This window comes from Mesorhizobium sp. WSM4313 (genome assembly GCF_002294725.1).
GTDB lineage: Bacteria > Pseudomonadota > Alphaproteobacteria > Rhizobiales > Rhizobiaceae > Mesorhizobium.
Genome location: NZ_NSFT01000007.1, coordinates 212,986 through 233,336 on the forward strand (window position 1 = coordinate 212,986; position 20,351 = coordinate 233,336).

At 64.1% G+C, this 20,351-nt stretch carries 18 protein-coding genes; 8 read left to right on the plus strand and 10 right to left on the minus strand.

Annotation, left to right across the window (positions count from 1 at the left end):
- Positions 1–36: 36 nt before the first annotated feature.
- From CK219_RS18155 to CK219_RS18175, 5 genes are all read left to right on the plus strand, one after another.
- The gene (locus CK219_RS18155; protein WP_095768105.1) at positions 37–1,041 is read left to right on the plus strand and encodes an ABC transporter ATP-binding protein; all 1,005 of its coding nucleotides are present in this window, start codon (positions 37–39) and stop codon (positions 1,039–1,041) included.
- A complete protein-coding gene (locus CK219_RS18160) occupies positions 1,038–1,808 on the plus strand; it encodes an L-iditol 2-dehydrogenase (protein ID WP_095768106.1) in 771 nt (256 codons plus the stop codon). The genes CK219_RS18155 and CK219_RS18160 overlap by 4 nt, the downstream gene beginning before the upstream one ends.
- A gap of 148 nt (positions 1,809–1,956) precedes the next feature.
- Positions 1,957–3,435 (plus strand): mannitol dehydrogenase family protein, encoded by a 1,479-nt coding sequence (locus tag CK219_RS18165; RefSeq protein ID WP_095768107.1) that lies wholly within the window; start codon positions 1,957–1,959, stop codon positions 3,433–3,435.
- Between the two features lie 22 nt (positions 3,436–3,457).
- The gene (locus CK219_RS18170; protein WP_095768108.1) at positions 3,458–4,141 is read left to right on the plus strand and encodes an HAD family hydrolase; all 684 of its coding nucleotides are present in this window, start codon (positions 3,458–3,460) and stop codon (positions 4,139–4,141) included.
- Entirely contained in the window at positions 4,138–5,724 is a 1,587-nt protein-coding gene (locus CK219_RS18175; RefSeq protein WP_095768109.1) for an FGGY-family carbohydrate kinase, read from the plus strand. The genes CK219_RS18170 and CK219_RS18175 overlap by 4 nt, the downstream gene beginning before the upstream one ends.
- A gap of 362 nt (positions 5,725–6,086) precedes the next feature.
- Here the strand turns inward: CK219_RS18175 and ugpC are convergent, their stop codons facing one another.
- The 6 genes from ugpC to CK219_RS18205 form a co-directional block, all read right to left on the minus strand.
- On the minus strand, positions 6,087–7,172 hold the full coding sequence (ugpC, locus tag CK219_RS18180; protein WP_095768110.1) for a sn-glycerol-3-phosphate ABC transporter ATP-binding protein UgpC: 1,086 nt from the start codon (positions 7,170–7,172) through the stop codon (positions 6,087–6,089).
- Positions 7,173–7,175: 3 nt separating this feature from the next.
- The gene (locus tag CK219_RS18185) at positions 7,176–8,222 is read right to left on the minus strand and encodes an NAD(P)-dependent alcohol dehydrogenase (RefSeq protein ID WP_095768111.1); all 1,047 of its coding nucleotides are present in this window, start codon (positions 8,220–8,222) and stop codon (positions 7,176–7,178) included.
- 14 nt (positions 8,223–8,236) lie between these two features.
- Positions 8,237–9,064, minus strand: coding sequence for a carbohydrate ABC transporter permease (locus tag CK219_RS18190; protein WP_176477058.1), 828 nt, complete (start codon positions 9,062–9,064; stop codon positions 8,237–8,239).
- Positions 9,061–9,927 carry a sugar ABC transporter permease gene (locus tag CK219_RS18195; protein ID WP_095768113.1) on the minus strand — a complete coding sequence of 289 codons (867 nt, stop codon included), beginning with the start codon at positions 9,925–9,927 and terminating at the stop codon, positions 9,061–9,063. Before CK219_RS18195 ends, CK219_RS18190 begins: the two co-directional genes overlap by 4 nt.
- A 102-nt stretch (positions 9,928–10,029) precedes the next feature.
- Positions 10,030–11,304: an extracellular solute-binding protein gene (locus CK219_RS18200; protein ID WP_095768114.1), complete on the minus strand. Its 1,275-nt coding sequence runs from the start codon at positions 11,302–11,304 to the stop codon at positions 10,030–10,032.
- Positions 11,305–11,583: 279 nt separating this feature from the next.
- Positions 11,584–12,501: an AraC family transcriptional regulator gene (locus CK219_RS18205; protein ID WP_095768115.1), complete on the minus strand. Its 918-nt coding sequence runs from the start codon at positions 12,499–12,501 to the stop codon at positions 11,584–11,586.
- Positions 12,502–12,744: 243 nt separating this feature from the next.
- Between CK219_RS18205 and CK219_RS18210 the strand changes: the two genes are divergently transcribed.
- Positions 12,745–14,148 (plus strand): MATE family efflux transporter, encoded by a 1,404-nt coding sequence (locus CK219_RS18210; RefSeq protein ID WP_095768116.1) that lies wholly within the window; start codon positions 12,745–12,747, stop codon positions 14,146–14,148.
- A 39-nt stretch (positions 14,149–14,187) separates the two neighbouring features.
- Here the strand turns inward: CK219_RS18210 and CK219_RS18215 are convergent, their stop codons facing one another.
- The 4 genes from CK219_RS18215 to speB all read right to left on the minus strand — a co-directional run bounded on the left by CK219_RS18215 (position 14,188) and on the right by speB (position 17,573).
- Positions 14,188–14,835 (minus strand): amino acid ABC transporter permease, encoded by a 648-nt coding sequence (locus CK219_RS18215; RefSeq protein WP_095768117.1) that lies wholly within the window; start codon positions 14,833–14,835, stop codon positions 14,188–14,190.
- Positions 14,832–15,500: an amino acid ABC transporter permease gene (locus tag CK219_RS18220; RefSeq protein WP_095768118.1), complete on the minus strand. Its 669-nt coding sequence runs from the start codon at positions 15,498–15,500 to the stop codon at positions 14,832–14,834. Before CK219_RS18220 ends, CK219_RS18215 begins: the two co-directional genes overlap by 4 nt.
- A gap of 76 nt (positions 15,501–15,576) precedes the next feature.
- A complete protein-coding gene (locus tag CK219_RS18225) occupies positions 15,577–16,377 on the minus strand; it encodes a transporter substrate-binding domain-containing protein (protein WP_095768119.1) in 801 nt (266 codons plus the stop codon).
- A 140-nt stretch (positions 16,378–16,517) separates the two neighbouring features.
- Positions 16,518–17,573, minus strand: a complete 1,056-nt coding sequence (gene speB / locus CK219_RS18230; RefSeq protein ID WP_095768120.1) for an agmatinase — start codon at positions 17,571–17,573, stop codon at positions 16,518–16,520.
- 212 nt (positions 17,574–17,785) lie between these two features.
- On the opposite strand from speB, the gene gcvA reads away from it, so the two are divergent.
- Together gcvA and pncB are read left to right on the plus strand one after the other, a co-directional pair.
- Positions 17,786–18,760 carry a transcriptional regulator GcvA gene (gene gcvA, locus CK219_RS18235; RefSeq protein ID WP_095768121.1) on the plus strand — a complete coding sequence of 325 codons (975 nt, stop codon included), beginning with the start codon at positions 17,786–17,788 and terminating at the stop codon, positions 18,758–18,760.
- A 189-nt stretch (positions 18,761–18,949) separates the two neighbouring features.
- Entirely contained in the window at positions 18,950–20,254 is a 1,305-nt protein-coding gene (gene pncB / locus CK219_RS18240; RefSeq protein ID WP_095768122.1) for a nicotinate phosphoribosyltransferase, read from the plus strand.
- The last annotated feature ends 97 nt before the right edge of the window (positions 20,255–20,351 follow it).

Here is a 20,351-nt window from a genome sequence, read left to right on the forward strand (position 1 = left end):
GCGGCGGACGACGAAGACCATCCCCGGGAGGAAACCATGGGAAACATCGCGCTCAAGAACGTCTCCAAGTCCTTCGGGTCGACGACGATCATTCCGAACATCGACCTCAACATCGAGGACGGTGAGTTCGTGGTGTTCGTCGGCCCCTCGGGTTGCGGCAAGTCCACGCTGCTCAGGCTGATCGCCGGGCTCGAGGACACCAGCGGCGGCGCCATCAGCATCGATGGACGCGATGTAACCCGCGAGGCGCCGGCCAAGCGCAAGCTTGCCATGGTGTTCCAGTCCTATGCGCTCTATCCGCATATGACGGTTGCCAAGAACATCGCCTTTCCGCTGAAGATGGCCGGCGAAGACCAGGCGACCATCGACAAGAAGGTGAAGGACGCCGCGCGCATCTTGAACCTCACCAACTATCTCGAGCGCCGCCCAGGCCAGCTGTCCGGCGGCCAGCGCCAGCGCGTCGCCATCGGCCGCGCCATCGTGCGCCAGCCTTCGGCCTTCCTGTTCGACGAGCCGCTGTCCAACCTCGACGCTGCGCTTCGCGGCACCATGCGGCTTGAGATCAGCGAGCTGCATCATCAGTTGAAGACGACGATGATCTACGTCACCCACGACCAGGTCGAAGCCATGACCATGGCCGACAAGATCGTCGTGCTCAATGCCGGCAACATCGAGCAGGTCGGCTCGCCGATGGAGCTCTACAAGACGCCGAAGAACCTCTTCGTCGCGGGCTTTATCGGCTCGCCCAAGATGAACATGATCGAAGGCGCGCCGGCGGAGAAATATGGCGCCAAGACCATCGGCATCCGGCCCGAGCATCTCAACATCTCGACCTCGGCCGGCGACTGGAAGGCGACGGTCGGCGTTGCCGAGCATCTCGGTTCCGACACTTTCCTCCATGTCCAGGCGGACGGCATCGGCACCATCAATGTCCGCGCGGACGGCGAGGTCGCGGTCAAGCATGGCGACACCGTCTACCTGACCCCCGACAAGACCAAGCTCCATCGCTTCGGCGCCGACGGCAAGGCGCTGGTGCAGTGAGGCTGAAAGGCAAATCGGCGCTGATCACCGGATCGGCGCGCGGCATCGGCAAGGCCTTCGCCGAAGCCTATGCGCGCGAAGGCGCGACAGTCGCAATTGCCGATATCGACATTGAAGCGGCGGAAGCGACGGCGAAAGCGATCGGTTCTGCCGCCTACGCGATCAGGCTCGACGTCACGGACCAGGCTTCGATCGAGGCGGCGGTGAAGATGGTCGAAGTGAACGCCGGCGGCCTCGACGTGCTGATCAATAACGCGGCGATCTTCGACCTCGCGCCGATCGTCGAGATAACGAGGGCGAGCTACGAAAAACTGTTCGCGGTCAATGTCGCCGGCACGCTGTTCATGCTGCAGGCGGCTGCCCGTTCGATGATCGCGCGTGGCAAAGGCGGCAGGATCATCAACATGGCGAGCCAGGCCGGTCGCCGCGGCGAGCCGCTGGTCGCGGTCTACTGCGCCACCAAGGCCGCCGTCATCTCGCTGACGCAGTCGGCCGGACTCGACCTGATCAAACATCGCATCAACGTCAACGGCATCGCGCCGGGTGTCGTCGACAGCGACATGTGGGACCAGGTCGATGCGCTCTTCGCAAAATATGAGAACCGGCCCAAGGGCGAGAAGAAGCGGCTGGTCGGCGAAGGCGTGCCTTACGGTCGCATGGGCAAGCCGGAAGATCTCGCCGGCATGGCCGTGTTCCTCGCCAGTGACGAGGCCGAATACATCGTCGCCCAGACCTACAATGTCGACGGCGGCCAATGGATGAGTTGAGGGGGAGGCGCTTCTCTTCTTTCCTCCGGAGAAGACGCCATGGGGCAGGTGAGGGGCAGCATACTGGAATACCGGGTGTTGCCCCTCATTCTCGCCCTCCGAAGGAGGCGGAACAGTCGGGCTGCAGATCGGCCAAAGGGTAAATGAGATGACCGTAAGACTCTCTTCCTCGAACCTCGCCATGCTGCCGGCCAAGGTCGCCGGCCCGAAATATGACCGCTCCGCCCTGAAGGCCGGCATCGTCCATTTCGGCGTCGGCAACTTCCACCGCTCGCATCAGGCGGTCTATCTCGACGACCTGTTCGGCACCGGCGAGGCCCATGACTGGGCGCTGATCGGCGCCGGCGTGTTCGAAGGCGAGAAGATCGGTCGCGCCAAGCTGCAGGAACAGGACTGGCTGACCACCGTCGTCGAGCAGGACCAAGGTCATATGAGCGCCCGCGTCACCGGCGCCATGATCGATTTCCTGATGCCCGGCGACGCGGCTGCGACCATCGAGCGGCTTGCCGATCCGGCGATCAAGATCGTGTCGCTCACCATCACCGAGGGCGGCTATTTCATCGACCCGGCCTCCGGCAAGTTCAACCCGACCCATCCCGATATCGTCGCCGATGCGCAGCCGGGCGCTGTGCCGAAGACCGTGTTCGGCATCATCCTTGCCGGACTGTTGCGCCGGCGCGCCGACGGCGTCGTGCCGTTCACTGTCATGTCCTGCGACAATATCCCCCATAACGGCCACGTCACCTCCGACGGCGTCATAGGCCTTGCCCGGCTGATCGACGAGGACCTCGCCAGATGGGTGGAGGACAAGGTCGCCTTCCCGAACGGCATGGTCGATCGCATCACCCCGGCCACCACCGACCGCGAGCGGAAGATCCTCGCCGACGATTTCGGACTGGAGGACAACTGGCCGGTGTTCTGTGAGCCGTTCAAGCAATGGGTGCTGGAGGACCATTTCACCTCCGGCCGCCCGGCGTTGGAAAAGGTCGGCGTGCAATTCGTCAAGGATGTCTCGCCTTACGAGCTGATGAAGATCCGCATCCTCAATGGCGGTCACGCCACGATCGCTTATCCGGCCGGGCTGATGGACATCCATTTCGTGCATGAAGCCATGCAGGAGCCGCTGGTGCGCGCCTTCCTGTCGAAGCTCGAGCATGACGAGATCATCCCGACCGTGCCGCCGGTGCCGGATACGAATCTGGAGGACTACTATCAGCTTATCGAGCGGCGCTTCTCCAATCCCAAGATCGGCGACACCATCCGCCGGCTTTGCCTTGACGGCTCCAACCGCCAGCCGAAATTCATCATCCCGACGATCGCCGACCGGCTGAAGGCGGGCGAGGGCGTCGCCGGCCTCGCGCTGGAATCGGCCCTGTGGTGCCGCTATTGCTTCGGCACCACCGACAGCGGCGCCGTCATCGAGCCGAACGATCCGAACTGGGACCGCATGCAAGCCACCGCGAAGGCGGCTAAGGCCGATCCCAAGGCCTGGCTGGCGATGGAAGACATCTACGGCGATGTCGGCCGCTCGCCCGTCTTCGCCGAGGCCTTTGGCCATGCGTTGAAGGCGCTGTGGGCGGACGGCGCGCGCGAAACCCTGACGCGCTATCTCGCCGGCAAGCTCTGACGCTCACTGGAAGCAGATCGCGATGCGGCCGGAACTGGTCATCTTCGACTGTGACGGCGTGCTGGTCGACAGCGAGGCGCTTTCGGTCTCGGCGCTGCTCGGCATGATCGAGCTCGCCGGCGGCACGGTCAGCGAGGATGCCGCCTACGAGCATTTCCTCGGCAAGAGCATGAAGAGCGTGCGCGAGATCCTCGGCCAAGAGTTCGGGCTCGACATCAGCGACCGGCATCTGACCGCCATGCGCGTCGACCTGATGCGCAAATTCCGTGAGGAATTGAAGCCGATCCCCGGCGTCAAGGAGGTATTGCCGAAGCTCGGACTGCCGTGCTGCGTCGCCTCGTCCGGCACGCTGGAGCGCATCCGCCATGCGCTCGACGTGACCGGCCTGCTGCCGCTGCTGGAGCCGCATCTGTTCAGCGCCACCATGGTGAAACGCGGCAAGCCGGCGCCCGATCTCTTCCTCCACGCCGCCTCCAGCATGCGGACGCATCCGCGCAAGTGCCTGGTGATCGAGGACAGCCCGGCCGGCGTCGCCGCCGCCCGCGCGGCGGGTATGCGCGTCTTTGCCTTCACCGGTGGCTCGCATGCCTCCAATCCCGCCCTCAAGGCGCGGCTTGCGTCGACGGAACCGGACTTTATATTCGCTGACATGCTGCAATTGCCCGATTTGATTGCAGGCCTGGGAGCGAGAGAAAAAGCATCTTGATCAAGAGTTTCGTTTGCGCGGTCGATGTCGGCACCGGGAGCGCCCGCGCGGGCATTCTCGACGTGCGCGGCAACCTGCTCGGCCGCGCCGATCATCCGATCGCCATGCATCAGCCCAAGCCCGATCATGCCGAGCACGATTCGGAAGATATCTGGTCGGCGGTGTGCAAATCCGTGCGGTCCGCGCTCCAAAAATCCGGCGTCGCCGCCGGCGATATCGCCGGCATCTCTTTCGACGCGACCTGCTCGCTGGTCGCGCGCGACAGGCAGGGTGGCCAGATCAGCGTATCGGTCACTGGCGAGAAGCGCTGGGACACGATGGTCTGGCTCGATCATCGCGCCATCGCCGAGGCCGATGAATGCACCGCAAGCGGTCACGCCGTGCTCGATTATATCGGCGGCGTGATGTCGCCGGAGATGGAAACGCCGAAGCTGATGTGGCTGAAGCGTCACCTGCCGAAGACATGGAATGAAGCCGGCTATCTATTCGATCTTGCCGATTTCCTGACCTGGAAGGCGTCAGGCTCGCTCGCCCGCTCGCAATGCACGCTGACGGCGAAATGGACCTATCTCGCGCATGAGGACAAAAGCTGGCGGCGTGATTTCTTCGATCTCGTCGGGCTCGGCGACCTGTTCGAGCACGGCAATCTGCCGGAAAAGGCAAGCCCGGTCGGCGCCGATATCGGTCCGCTGACGGCGAATGCCGCCGCCGAGCTCGGCCTCACCGAAAAATGCCGGGTGGGCGCCGGCGTCATCGATGCCTATGCCGGCGCGCTTGGCGTTTTGGGCGGCTTTGCCGGCGACGAGAGGAACATCAGCCGGCATTTGGCGCTGATCGCCGGCACATCGTCCTGCGTTATGGCCATGTCGCAAGACCCGCAGCCCTTTGCTGGCGTCTGGGGCCCTTATTACGGCGCGGCTTTGCCGAGGCTGTGGCTGTCGGAAGGCGGCCAGTCGGCCACCGGCGCGCTGCTCGACCACATCATCCGCTGGCATGGCGCCGGCGGCGAGCCGGACGCGGCCATGCATATGAAGATCGCTCGGCGCGTCGCCGAGCTGCGCGCCGAGGATGGCGACGCGCTGGCGGCAAGGCTGCATGTGCTGCCGGATTTCCACGGCAATCGTTCGCCGCTCGCCGACCCGCACGCGGTCGGCGTCATCAGCGGCCTGACGCTCGATTCCTCCTTCGACAGCCTGTGCAAGCTCTACTGGCGCACCGCCGTCGGCATCGCGCTCGGCGTGCGCCATGTGCTGGAAGCGCTGAACGAGAACGGCTACCTGATCGACACGCTGCATGTCACTGGCGGCCACACCAAGAACCCGCTTCTGATGGAGCTTTATGCCGACGCCACCGGCTGCACGGTGGTCGAGCCGTTGGCCGACGAGGCGGTGCTGCTCGGCACCGGCATGGTGGCGGCGACCGCCGCAGGCCTCTACCCGGACCTCAACGCGGCCTGCGTGGCGATGCAGCAGGGCGGCCGCACGCGCGCGCCCAACAAGCAAGCCGGCGCCCGCTTCGACCGCGACTACCGGATCTTCCTCGAAATGCACCGCCAGCGGCAGGCGCTCGACGCGATCGGGTAGCTTCCATCAACGCAATTCCGGCTACGCCATGCACACATCTTCTGTGACGGGCGTGACGGATCAGGCCGAGGCTTGATTGCCAAGTGGTTCCCCCAATCCGTCGCTGCTTCGCAGCGCCACCTTTCCCCCCTCCGGAGGGAAAGGAAGGGGGCGTTGCTGGACGAGCGTTGACGGCAAAAAGCTTGGCGCCCTTCCTCTACCCCGTCGATCGGGGGAGAGGTGGCTCGGCGCAGTCGAGACGGAGTGGGGTCGACCAGCGCTACATTAGCCAATGCATGCGCCAAGCTCCAATGCACGCTATCGCCATAGACCAGCCACTTGGAAATGTGTGCATCCCCCAGGCAATTCCGGGCGGAATCGCCCTACTGCTTGCGCAACGACGCGCCCGACGTCGCGTCAAACAGGTGAATGCTTTCCTCGTCGAAGCTGTAGCGCACGGGCGCGCGCAGCTCCGGGCATTCGCGCGCCGGCACCAGCGCGCTGATCTCCTTGCCGCCGGAGCCGAAGGTCACCAGCGCGTCATTGCCGTGGAACTCGATGAGATCGGCGGTGCCTTGCAGGACGTTGCTTGCACCCACGCCGGCCAGCGTCAGGTCGGGCGGCCGGATCCCGAGCACCACGCGATCGCCGTGCTGCAGGTGGAAACTCTGGCCACCGAGCGACAGCACCGTCCCCGCACCGGTCAGCGTCCAGCCATCCTTGCCCTTGCCGACCGTCACGTCGATGAAATTCATGTTCGGCGTGCCGATGAAGCCGGCCACGAACAGATTGCCCGGGCGGCGATAGATTTCGGCCGGCGAGCCGATCTGCTCGATCACGCCGTCCTTCAACAATACGATGCGGTCGGCCAGCGTCATCGCCTCAAGCTGGTCATGCGTGACATAGACGGTGGTGGTCTTCAGCGATTGGTGCAGCCTGGCGATCTCGACGCGCATATGGTTGCGCAGCTTGGCGTCGAGGTTGGAGAGCGGCTCGTCGAACAGGAACACTTTCGGCGTCTTGATCATGGCGCGCGCGATCGCCACGCGCTGCTGCTGGCCGCCGGAAAGCTCTGTAGGCTTGCGGCCGAGATAGGGCTCCAGCCCGAGCGTCTTCGAGACCGCCTCGACCCGCTTCCTGATCTCGTTCGCCGGCACCTTCTGCCGCTTCAATCCGAAGGCGATGTTGTCGAAGATCGTCATGTGCGGATAGAGCGCATAATTCTGGAACACCATGGCGATGCCGCGGTCGCCCGGCTCGAGATCGTTCACGACCTTGCCGCCGATCGACACCTCGCCGCCGCTGATATCCTCCAGCCCGGCCAGCATCCTGAGAAGCGTGGACTTGCCGCAGCCGGACGGCCCCAGGAACACGACGAATTCATGTTCCTCGATCGCGAGGTTGAGATCGCGGATGACGGTCGTGGCGCCGTAGGCCTTGTCGACATGGGAGCAAACGATCGCGGACATCCCTTAGCCCTTCTCGCCGGTCAGCAGGATCTGCAGCTTGACGTCCTGCGGCTTGCCTTGCGCCGCGCGCTCGAACGCCTCGATACTCTCGGAGAAATCATAGGTGCCGGTGATCAGCGGCTTGAGGTCGACCTTGCCGGAGGCGATCAACTGCAGGGCGCGGTCGAAGATGTTGGCATAGCGGAACACGGTCTCGATGCGCACTTCCTTGGAAATCGCCGCCGGCACGTTGAGCTCGACCGCCTCCACCGGCAGCCCGACCAGCACCACCGCGCCGCCCGGCCGCACCACGTCGAACAGGTTGGCGAAGGCCTTCGGGCTGCCGCTCGCCTCGAACACGATGTCGGCGCCCCAATTGTCGGTGGCCGCCGCGACGGCGTCGACCAGCGATTGCTTGCCGATATCGACCGGCACGATGCCAGGATACTGGGCAGCGATCGCAAGCTTCGGCGCGGAAAAGTCCGAGATCAGGACTTTGGAGCAGCCGCCCGCCAGCGCGGCGAGCGCGATCATGATGCCGATCGGGCCGCAGCCGACGACGACGGCGACATCGCCGGGCACGATGCGCGCGCGCGCCGCCGCCTGCATGCCGATGGCGAAGGGCTCGACCATCGCGCCCTCGGCGAAGGAGACATTGTCCGGCAGCTTGTAGGTAAAGGCCGCCGGATGGACGGCGTAGGGCGCGAGCACGCCATGCACCGGCGGCGTTGCCCAGAAGCGGACGTCCGGGTCGACATTGTAGATGCCGAGCTTCGTCGCTCGCGACGCAAGGTTCGGCACGCCGGGCTCCATGCAGACGCGGTCGCCGACCTTGAGATTCGTGACATTGGCGCCGACCTCGACGATGGTTCCCGAAGCCTCATGGCCGAGCACCATGGGCTCGCGAACGATGTAGCTGCCGATGGCGCCGTGCGTGTAATAATGCACGTCGCTGCCGCAGACCCCGACCGTGTGGATGGCGATCCTGACGTCGTCCGGTCCGACGTCTTGCGGCAGCGCGATCTCGCGCAGCGACAGTTCGCCTTTTTTCTCAAGCACTAGTGCCCGCATCGGGTATCCTCGCATCAACTTTTCTTTTGCCGGAAAACGGAATTCAGGAAGCCGCTCAGAACGCCGAGGAACAAAAGCGGCGGCAGCGACAAGAGCACCACCGAGGCGTTGAGAATCCCCCACGGCACGTTCATGCCTTGCTGGGAGAGCTCGGAAGCCACGATAGGCAGTGTCTTGGCGTTGGAGCTCGACAGCATCAGCGCGATCAGGAATTCGTTCCAGACCAGAACGAAGCTGAAGGCGATGGCGCCGATCAGCGAGCGCGCCGCGACGGGAAGCGCGATCCGCCAGAAGACGGCATAAGCGCCGTAACCGTCGACGAAGGCCGCCTCCTCGATCTCCTTCGGCACGCCCTGGAAGGCAGGGATAGCGAGCCACATGATCACCGAGATGGTCAGCAGCGAATAGGTGACGATCAGCGCCGGCAAAGTGTCGTAGAGCCCGACCTGCAACCAGATCACCATCAGCGGGATGGCCACCGCCACCGGCGGCAGGAAGCGCAGCGACAGGACGAAGAACTGGATGTCGCCGGCGAAGCGGTTGGGATAGCGCGCCACCGCATAGGCGGCCGGCAGCCCGAGCACGACGCCGATCAGCACCGCCACGCCGCAGGCAACGACCGAGTTGTAGAGCCCGGTCAGCACGCTGTCGCGGCCGAGGATGTAGCCGATGTTGGCGAGCGTCGGCGTGAAGATCACCTTCGGCACCCGCGTGATGATGTCGACATTGTTCTTCAGCGCGTTGAGCGCCGTCCAGGCGAGCGGGAACACGGCCAGGAACCCGGCCAGCGCCAGGATGGCCTTGGCGACCAGGCGGCCCGGTCTTATCGGATACGGCTTCATGCCTGCACCCGCTTCCACAGCATGGTGAAGGTGATGACCGTCGCGATCATCATCAGCACCGCCATGGCCGATGCGTAGGAGACCTTGCCGGACTCGATGAAGCCTTGCGAGAAGGCGTACATGTCGAGCGTTTCGGTCGCGACGCCCGGCCCGCCGCGCGTCATCACATAGATCAGGTCGAAGGAGCGCAGCGACTCGATCATCTTGACGAACATCAGGCTGATCAGCGGCGCCTTCAGCATCGGCAAGGTCACATAGGCATGGATCTGCCAGCGCCTGGCGTGGTCGAGCCTGGCCGCCTCGATCGGCTGCGGCGGCAAGGTTTCAAGCAGCTTCAGCACGATGACGGCGAAGAACAGCCCCCATTGCCAGACGTCCACCGAAGCGACGGCGAACAATGCGGTGCCGGGCTTGGACAGCGGATCGAAGATCAGCCCGCCGGTGATCAACCGGTAGGGATAGGTGGCGATGCCGTAGAGCGGGTGATAGGCGAACTTCCAGACGAAGGCGGCCGAGACGCGCGGCAAAAGCACCGGGATGATGAACAAAAGGCAATAGAAATTGCGCAGGCGTGGGCCGGCGACCTCGAACATCAGCACACCCAGCCCGATCGCCACCACCATCGTCGCTACCACGGTGACGATTTCCCATTTCACCGAAACCCAGACGGCGTTGAGGAAGCGGCGGTCGAGGAAGAGATCGGCGAAGTTCGAGAACCACACCCAGGAGTAACCGGTCGTGCTCAACTCGCGGTTCTGCAAGGCGATCACGATGGCGTAGAGCGTCGGCACCATCGACAGCACCAGGAGGATGGCGAGGGTAGGAACCAGAAATGTGACCGGCAGGGAAGATCGTCGGCGCATTGCCTATCCTTGGATATTTACTGCTGTCTGGTGAAGGTCCCGCGGCGCGCAGGTTCCGGCATTCGGACGAATGCCGCGAACCGCGCGCCGCGGGCGGGAGGATTACTTCTTCTTCACCAGCTCGTTGGCATAGGCCTCGAGCTCGTTGAGGCCGCCCTTGATGTCGGTGCGGGTGCCGGTGACCAGTTCCTCGAGGATGATGCCCCAGCGGTCGCCGAGATCCGGCCAACGCGGATCCTGCCAGAAGTTCACCGCCGTCACCTTGCCGGTGTCGGCCAGCGCCTTGCCGAGGTCGGCGCCGTAGATGTCGGCGAATTCCTTGCTGGAGAGGACGCTGGTACGATTGAGCTCGCCGAACTGATGCGCATCGAGCCGGCGCTTCTCATTCTCCTTCGACGTCGCCCAGGCGATGAAAAGGCCGGCGCATTTCTTCGCGGCGTCATCCGCATTGGCCTTGGTGCCGATGGCAAGGCCATGCCCGTAGCCCCCGCCCGGCAGCGGCGAAGGCGGCGGCAGGAAGCCGACCTTGCCGACCACCTGCGAGGTCTTCGGGTCCACCGCCATGCCCGACAGCGGCGTCGATTCGACGAGGATGGCGACCTGGCCGGAGAGAAAGGCGCCGGTCGATTCATCCCAGCTGCCGGTCTGCGTGCCGGGGGCCGAGTCCTTGAACAGCTTGAGATAGGTCTCCGTCGCCTTGACTGCGGCGTCCGAATTGAAAGCCGGCTTGTCGCCGTCGAACCACTTGCCGCCATAGGCCTTGAAGAAAGGCATCCAGCGCCAGACATTGGCGCCCGAGCCGCGCGCGCCGCGCAGCGCGATGCCGTACACGCCCTTGTCGGCATTGGTCAGTTTCGGCACGTCGGCGATCAGCTCGTCCAGCGTCTTGGGCGGCTGGATGCCGGCGGCCTCGAGCACGTCCTTGCGGTAGACCATCAGGTCGCCGCCGCCGGTCAGTGGCGCGAACCAGACTTTGCCGTCATAGGTGGCGACCTTCTGACGGCCCGGATCGAAATCGGCGAAATCGTATTCAGCCGGATAATAATCGGTCAGCGGCGCGATCCAGCCCGAGGAGGCGAACAGCGCCACATTGGCCTCGTCGACATAGTAGACATTGTAGTTGCCGACGGTCGAGGCGTCGGCGCGCGACTTGGCGCGGCGGTCGTTCTCGTTGAGATAGTCGATCTGGAACGAGGCGCCGGACAGCTTCTTGAACTCGTCCTTGGAGTCCTCCAGAAGCGTCAGCCCGTCGCGCGGCTGCGCCAGCACCTTGACCGGCGCCGAGCAGACCGGCGCTTGCGCCAGTGCTGCGGTTGAAACGGAAGCGGTAAGCACGAAAGCTGCACCGAGGCTGGCAGCGAGCCGGGTTGATTTCATTGATGTTTCTCCTCCAGGAACAAGCAAGTCCGCGGGCTAAGCGACCCTCACCGTCGCCCGCATGACTGCGACCCGCCGCCAAAATGAGGAGTTGGAAGGGGCGAAACTAGAAGCCCCGTTGCAGCAGACCTGTACTTTTATGCATTGTGCGGCGCAAAAAACGGCGCCGGCAGAGTCTGCTCGTCACACGAGTATCAGTACGATTAGAGCAATTCCAGGAAAAGTGCGCAGCGGTTTTCCGTCCGGAATTGTGATGAAACAAAAAGCTAGGTGACGAAATCAGGCCCGCAGCGTCAGCCGCTGTCGCGACAGCCTGCGGTAGGATGACGGCGTCATCTTGTGCTTGCGCAGGAAGGCGCGGTTGAAGTTCGAGATGTTCATATAGCCGACCTGGAAGCAGATGTCAGTGATCGGGATCTCGGTGTCGGCGAGCAGCTTGCAGGCCTGCCAGAGCCTGAGCTTGGCGACGTGGTCGCTGAACGAATTGCCGGTGTTCTTCTGGAAGAAGCGCGAGAAAGTGCTTTCGCTCATCCCGGCCAACGCCGCCACCTCCGGCAGCTTCAGATCCTCGGCAAAGTGCTGGAACAGATAGGTCAGCGAGCGCTGGATAATATCCAGCGATTCCGCGTCGAGAAGCGGAGAAAAATCCGGCGACGACAGAAGCTCGTATTCCTGGGTGGTGGCCAGAAGGTCCAGCAGTTCGAGGAACATGCGGAACCTTGCCAGCCCATGCACCTCGCCCATTCGTTCCATCAGCTCGGCGCCGTCGAGCGCCGTCTGGCCATGGAAGACCATGCCGCGCAGCGAGCGTTCCAGGAACGGCTCCAGCTCGCGCAGCTCCGGCAGCAGCCCCGAGGAGCCGCGCAGCCGTTCGGGATCGAATTGCAGCACGATATCGCGGCCTTCGATAAGCTCGCCGGGTTGCACTGCCGTCACCCAGTCATGCGGCAGCCCGCCGCCGACGATGGTCAGATAGCCCGGCCCGAACTCGCCGATATGGTCGCCGACCAGCACGACGCCGGACGATTTCCGCAAGAGATGGATTTCGTATTCGGGATGGAAATTCCAGACATTGCGCTCCCACGGATAATCGTCCAGCCGCCACAGGAAGCTCTCGCTCGCCTCGGTCACGATGTGCTCGAAGGCAGGTACTGTGCGCGGGATCGCGGCTGTGTTCTTTCTGCGCCTGAACGGCATTCGTTCCTCCCGGCATGGCGCGCCGGCTGCATATGCCAGGGCATCCGTAGCAGCCCCCGGCCGGCAAATGAAAGAGGCGTCGCGGAATCCCGGCTCCGCCTGGATCAATCGCTAGCCGGGCCTCGTCCCTTGCCAACATGTCGCATTTCGTTCACAAGGCGACGCAAATGGCGCCATTTTGCGCCATTGTTGTGCGGCTTCCGGCCCTTTGGCCGACGCGCCGTGTTCTGAAAGAGCGGAACAATGTCTGCGATCGAAGCCGGCGCTCGCGCGCCGGAAAACCTTTGGCGTCAGGAAATCAGGGCAACGATCGCGCTCGCCTGGCCGATGGTGCTGACCAATCTCGGCCAGACCGCCATGACCGCGACCGACGTCATGATGATGGGCCGCCTCGGGCCCGACACGCTCGCCGCCGGGGCGCTCGGCTCCAATCTCTATTTCATGCCGCTGATCTTCGGCCTTGGCCTGATGCTGGCGACCTCGCCGATGATGGCGACCGAGCTCGGCCGTCGCCGCCATTCGGTGCGCGACCTGCGCCGCACCGTGCGCCAGGGCCTGTGGCTGGCGATCCTCGTCTCGATCCCGATCTGGATTTTTCTCTGGCATGGCGAAGCGGTGCTTTTGGCCATGGGCCAGAAGCCGGAGCTCGCGCATGAGGCCGGCATCTATCTGCATTGGCTGCAATGGGCGGTGCTGCCCTTTTATGGCTATATCGTGCTGCGCTCCTTCATCTCGGCGCTGGAGCGGCCCGGCTGGGCGCTGATCATCGTTTTCGTCGCGGTCGCCTGCAACGCCTTCTTCAACTGGGTGTTCATGTTCGGCAATCTCGGCGTCAAGTCGATGGGCATTGCTGGCTCCGGCCTCGCCACCACTCTGTCCAGCATGCTGATGTTTGTCGGCCTGGCGGCGGTGGTGATCAGGGAGAAGAAGTTCCGCCGTTACCGTCTGTTCGGCCGCTTCTGGCGCTCTGACTGGCCGCGCTTCCGCGGCCTGCTCAGGCTCGGCCTGCCGATCGCCGGCATCCTCGCCTTCGAGGTGACGATCTTCAATGCGGCCGCCCTGCTCATGGGCCTGATCGATGCGGATTCGCTGGCCGCCCACGCGATTGCCATCCAGATCGCCTCGATCTCCTTCATGGTGCCGCTCGGCCTCAACCAGGCGGTGACCGTGCGGGTCGGCCTGGCGCATGGCGCCGGCAATCCGGAAGGCGTTTCGCGCGCCGGCTGGACGGCGTTCGTCATCGGCGTGTCCTTCATGGCGCTGATGGGGCTGGTGATGATTCTCTGGCCGCATGCGCTGATCAGCGCCTTCATCAATCTCACCGATCCCAAGAACGCCAGGGTGATCACGCTTGCCGTGTCGTTCCTGGTGTTTGCTGCGCTTTTCCAGATTTTCGACGGCGCCCAGGCGGTGGCCGCCGGCATGCTGCGCGGCCTGCACGACACGAAGGTGCCGATGATCTACGCCGCGATCGGCTATTGGGGCGTCGGCCTGCCGCTCGGCGTGCTGCTTGCCTTCCATTTCGGCCTGAACGGCGTCGGCATCTGGATCGGCCTGGCCTCGGGACTGGCCGTGGTGGCGGCGCTGCTGCTCGCGCGCTGGCTCCGGCGCGACCGCATCGCGCCGGCGCTCGCCTTCGGGCATTGATCGACAAGGCTGCGGGTCCAGTCGGCAGCCTTCGTCGGCTCAGCGCGCCCCCGCGCGCCGCTCCAGCCGGCGCGCATATTGCGTCAGCGGGAAGCACATGACGAAAAAGATCAGCGCAACCAGCCCGTAGACCTTGAACGGCTCGAAGGTCGCGTTGTTGATGGCGTTGGAGGTCCTGACCAGTTCCTCGAAGCCGATGATCGAGGTCAGTGCCGTCGATTTGATGAGCTGCACCAGGAAGCCGACGGTCGGCGCGCGGGTGATGGCGAAGGCCTGCGGCAGTATGATCAGCCTGAGCTCCTGCAGATAGTGCAGCCCAAGGCTGGCGCCGGCGTCCCATTGGCCGCGCGGCAGCGCGTCGACGCCGCTGCGCCAGATCTCGGCCAGATAGGCGCTGGCGAAAAAGGTGAGGCCGAGCGCCGCTGCCGTCCACGGTTCGATGCGCAGCCCCAGCATCGGCAGGCCGAAGAACATCAGGAACAGCTGCATCAAGAGCGGCGTGCCCTGGAACAGCGCGATATAGCCTGACGCGATCCGCTTCACCCACTTGTTCTTGGCGATGCGAAAGAACAGCACCGCCAGCCCGACCAGCGCGCCGCCGATGAACGCGGCGAGCGACAACAGCACCGTCCAGCGCGCGGCGAGCAGCAGGTTGCGGACGATGTCCCAGAAGGTGAATTCGATCATGACACGCCCGCCCCCAGAACACGGCGGCCGCCGCCGACCAGCAGCCGGCGCAGCCCCATAGACAGGCCGAGATACACCATCGTCACCACGAAATAGGTCTCGAAGGCGCGAAAAGTGCGCGCCTGCAGCATGTCGGCCTCGTAGGTCAATTCGCGCACCGCGATCTGCGACACCACGGCCGATTCCAGCATCATGATGACGATCTGGCTGGTCAGCGCCGGATAGATCACTTTCAGCGCCTGCGGCAGCACGATCTTGACGAACACCTGGCGGGGCCTGAGGCCGAGCGCCAGCGCGGCTTCACTCTGGCCGCGCGGCACGGCGTCGAGCCCGGCGCCGACGATCTCGATCGTATAGGCCGCCATGTTGAGCGTCATCGCCAGCATCGCGGCCAAGATCGGGTCGAGCCTGACGCCTAGACTGGGCAGTCCGAAAAAGATGAAGAACAGCTGCACCAGGAATGGCGTGTTGCGCATCACCTCGACATAAATGCCGATCGCCAGCTGAAGCGGCTTCGGGCCGTTTCTCTTGCCGGCCGCGCCGAGGATGCTGAGGAACGTGCCCGCCAGCGTGGTGACGGCGATCAGAAGGATCGTCGTCGCCGCGCCGCGCGTGATCGCGCCCAGGGCGCCCGCAAGCCAGCCGAAGTCCAGGCTGTAGCCCATGGCGATTGACCTTGTTGGAGCTGCCTGACCGAAGAGAGGGTTCGGCGCCCCTTATGGCGCCGAACCGATAGGCAGATCAATCCTTCAGGTTGTCCGGATTAAGCGGCGTCTTCAGCCAGGCCTTCGAGCTCTCGTCAAGCTTGCCGTCGGCCAGCATCTTGGCGACGGCGTCGTTCACCGCCTTCTTCAGCCGGTCTTCATTCTTGTTGAGGCCGATATGCGAGGGCGAGGTGAGCAGCTGGAATTTCTGCTCCGGCTTCAGCGCGTCCTGCTTGGCCAGCACCTGGGCGCCGACATCGTTGCCGACGACCATCAGCTGCGTCTGGCCGGAGATGAAGGCCTGGATGACGGAATTGTAGTTGTCGAAGCGGCGGATGTCGGCGGAAGCCGGCGCCGCCTGGGTCAGCGAGGTATCCTCAAGCGTGCCGCGATTGACGCCGATCGATTTCTCGGCGAGGTCGTCCTTGCCTTTGACGGCAAGCTCGGCCGGGCCGATGACAGCGATGTAATAAGGCGCGTAGGCGGCGGCGAAATCGATCACCTGCTCACGCTCCTTGGAGTAGCCGACGCTCATCAAAATATCGACGCGCTTGTCGGTGAGATAAGGAATGCGGTTCTGGCCGGTGACGCTGACCAGGTTGAGCTTCACCTTCAAGGCGTCGGCGATCGCCTGCGCGACGTCGATGTCATAGCCCTTGATGCTCATATCGGCGCTGGCCGAGGAGAAGGGCGGGAAGTCGGAGAAGATGCCGACATTGATGGCGCCGGCCTTGGTGATGTCGTCGACGGCGTCGGCTTTCGCCTGCGTGGCGAGGCCGGCGGCGCCGAGCATGACGGCCGCCGCGATGGCGGATTTCAGTGCGTTGCGAAGTAACATTGTTATTCCCCTGCTGGAAGCTTGTTGTTGAAATCGGCCGCCGGCTCCAGCACGGCGGCCCTGTTGGCAAAGCAATTCCGGGAGACGCGGTTTAGGCTTGGCGCCTTCGCCATAGCTTCCGTCTGGAATTGCACGAGGCATCAGTCCTTCTTGAGCGCTGGGCTGAACACCATCAGGCTCAGAATCTCGAACAGGACCTGCGCGCCGACATGGGCGGTGTTGGTGGTCGCGTCATATTGCGGCGCCACCTCGACCACGTCGCCGCCGACGATGTTGAGACCCTTCAGGCCGCGCAGCAGTTCGAGCACCTCGCGCGTCGTCAGCCCGCCGACTTCCGGCGTGCCGGTGCCGGGCGCGAAGGCCGGATCGATGCTGTCGACGTCGAAGGAGATGTAGGTCGGGCCGTCGCCGACGATTTTGCGAGCCTTCTCGATGATGGCAGGAATGCCGAGCCCGGTCACCTCCTCGGCATGCACGACCGTCATCCCGGACTCATAGGTGAACTCCCACAGATATTCCGCCGAGCCGCGAATGCCGATCTGGATGGTGCGCGAGGGGTCGAGCACGCCGTCCAGCACCGCGTTGCGGAACGGTCCGCCATGGTGGAACTTGGTCATGTCGAACAGCCCGCTGGTATCGCAATGGGCATCGATATGGATCATACCGACTGGGGTCTTCTTGCCGACCGCCTTCAGGATCGGATGGCTGATCGAATGATCGCCGCCGACGGAGAGCGGCAGCACGCCGGCGTCGACGATCTGATTGGTCCGCTTTTCGATGTCCTCGTGGCTGATCTCCAGCCGGTAGCGGCTGCGGAACGGCGTGTCGCCGATATCGGCGACGCGCAGCTCATGCGTCGGCGCGCATTCCAGCACATGATTGTAGGGGCCGATGCGCTCGATGGCGCGCAGCGCGCGCGGCCCGAAGCGCGAGCCGGGACGGTTGGTGACGCCGAGATCCATCGGCACGCCGATCATCGCCACCTGCAGGTCGCCAAAATCCGGATTGTCGGCCGCGATCTCGCGATAGGGCGCGGCGAGGAAGGTCGGGATGCCGGAATAGGGGGCGAGGCGTGTGCCCGACTTGTTGAAGATCTTGTCGGCCACCTTGCGGAATTTCGGGTCGAACATCTCGCCGCCATGGCTCTCGCCATATTTGCGGCGCAACGCTTCGAGCTTGCCGCGATCGTAACCCATGTCCGGTCCTCCTGCCTGCCTGCAGCGCTGCCCGCATGTGCGATTTGCCAAGCCAGCCTGTTGTCCGGCTGGATCGCTGTCCGCCGCTGCGTTGCGGATTCCACGTCTCTTGAAGCTGTTCCGGGCAAAAGTGTCGGGCAGCCGCTTTGAAAAATCAATTGATATTGTTAGGGTCCTGGCTGTGAGAAAATCTCACAAAAGAGGAGCTCCTCATGGCCAAGCGCCTGCCGCCGCTGAACCCTCTGCGCGCCTTCGAGGCCACGGCGCGGCACGCCTCGCTGACCAAGGCGGCGGGTGAGCTCAATGTCACGCACGGCGCCGTTAGCCACCAGATCAAGGCGCTCGAGCAGTCGCTGGGCGTAAAGCTCTTCGAGCGCAGCGGGCAGCGCGTGAAGCTGACGCCGCATGGCGCGGAGTTCCTGCCGGCGGTATCGGCCGCCTTCGAGGGCATTGCCGCCGCCACCCAGCGCATGACGCGGCCGGCAAGCGCCGGCGCGCTGTCGGTGTCCTGCGTGCCGGCGCTGCTCTTGCTCTGGATGACGCCGCGGCTCGGCTCCTTCACGGCGCAATATCCGGACATCCAGCTGACGCTGATCCCGTCCAACGATCCCAAAGACATCCGCGCCGCGGACATCGACGTCTGCGTGCATTATGGCGACGGCAGCTGGAGCGACTGCTGGATACGCAAGTGGTCCGGCCTGGAGCTGTTTCCGGTTGTCAGTCCGACGCTGATCAACAACCGCCCGATCCGCAGCGTCCGCGACCTCGCCGACCACGTCTTCCTGCATGGCGACGATGGCCGTGAATGGCACACCTGGCTGGCCGCCGCCGACGCGCTCGATCTCGAACGCGGCCGCCGCCACCGTCTGGGCGATGCCCGCATGGCGACGGAGGCCGCCGTGCACGGCCATGGCGTGGCGCTCGGCGATTCCGTCACCGCGCGCGCCTTGCTCGCCAGGGGCATGCTCGTGGCGCCCTTCAGTTTGTCGGTTCCGGCGGTCGACGATTTCTACGTCGTCTGCCGCAACGAGATGCGCTCGGCGCCCATCGTCCAGCTCTTCATCGACTGGCTGTTCGCCGAGAAGGAGCAGGACGAGGCCCGCGCCGATGCGCCGGTCGCCGGCCGCGTGCCGAGCCGCAGAAAACGCCCCGCCCTCAAGGTCATAGGCGCCAGGACCGCGTCCTGACGGCTGGACTTGCATAGCTGCTTTTTGTCGGGCCAGCTTGCAAAGCAGCAAGCGCGTTCGAAAATACGATGCTAAGAGGCAGTTGCTAAAGCAATTCCGCGCAACGGGGTTCCGTCCGGAATTGATCGAACAAGGATTTGAAGCGTGGCGCCCGCGTTCCCGTGCGTTGTGCTTTATGGGTGAGCGAGCATGGCAAAGACGGATATAGCGCGGCGCGTCTACAACCACACCTGGAAGCTCGACCCGATCGTCCGCAGCTTGCTGGACACCGACTTCTACAAGCTTCTGATGCTGCAGATGATCTGGGGCATGTATCCCAAGGTCGATGCCACCTTCACGCTGATCAACCGCACCACCTCGGTGCGGCTGGCCGGTGAGATCGATGAGGGCGAGTTGCGCGAACAGCTTGACCACGCCCGCACCCTGCGCTTCTCGAAGAAGGAAATGATCTGGCTGGGCGGCAACACTTTTTACGGCCGCAAGCAGATCTTCGAGCCGGAATTCCTCGCCTGGCTCGAGGATTTCCGCCTGCCCGAATACGAGCTTTCCAGGCGCGACGGCCAGTTCGAGCTCTCCTTCGCCGGGCCCTGGATGTACACGACGCTCTGGGAAATCCCGGCACTTGCGATCATCAACGAGCTGCGCTCGCGCGCGGCGATGCGCTCCTTCGGTCCGTTCGCGCTCGACGTGCTCTACGCCCGCGCCAAGGCCAAGATGTGGGCCAAGACCGAGCGGCTGAAGGCGCTGCCCGGCATCCGTATTTCCGACTTCGGCACAAGACGCCGCCATTCCTTCCTGTGGCAGCGCTGGTGCGTCGAGGCGCTGAAGGAAGGCATCGGCGATGCCTTCACCGGCACCTCCAACGTGCTTCTGGCCATGGATAACGACCTCGAGGCTTTGGGCACCAATGCGCATGAATTGCCTATGGTCTTCGCCGCCCTTGCCAATTCCGAGGACGAGCTGAGGCAGTCACCCTACAAGGTGCTGCAGGACTGGCAGCGCTACTATGGCGGCAATCTGCTGATCGTGCTCCCCGACACTTTCGGCACCGCCGCGTTCCTGCGCGATGCGCCGGACTGGATCGCCGACTGGACCGGCTTCCGGCCGGACAGCGCGCCGCCGATCGAAGGCGGCGAGAAGGTCCTCTCCTGGTGGCGTGAGAAAGGCAGGGATCCCAAGCAGAAGCTGCTCATCTTCTCCGACGGCCTGGAAGTCGAGACCATCGAGGAGACTTACAAGCATTTCCGCGGCAAGGTGCGCATGTCCTTCGGCTGGGGCACCAACCTCACCAATGATTTCGAGGGTTGCGCGCCGACCGAAACCAAGAGCCTCGACGCCATCTCGCTCGTCTGCAAGGTCAGTGAGGCCAATGGCCGGCCGGCGGTGAAGCTGTCGGACAACCCCGCCAAGGCGACTGGGGACGAGAAGGAGATCAAGCGGTATCTGACGATTTTTGGCGAGAAGGGCCGGGTGGAGCAGCTGGTGAAGGTGTAGAGGGGTAAGGTCCGGACGAATGGAATTCCCGGATAAGCCGAGTTCCTTCGCGCCCCCCTCTGTCCTGCCGGACATCTCCCCCTCTAGGGGGGAGATT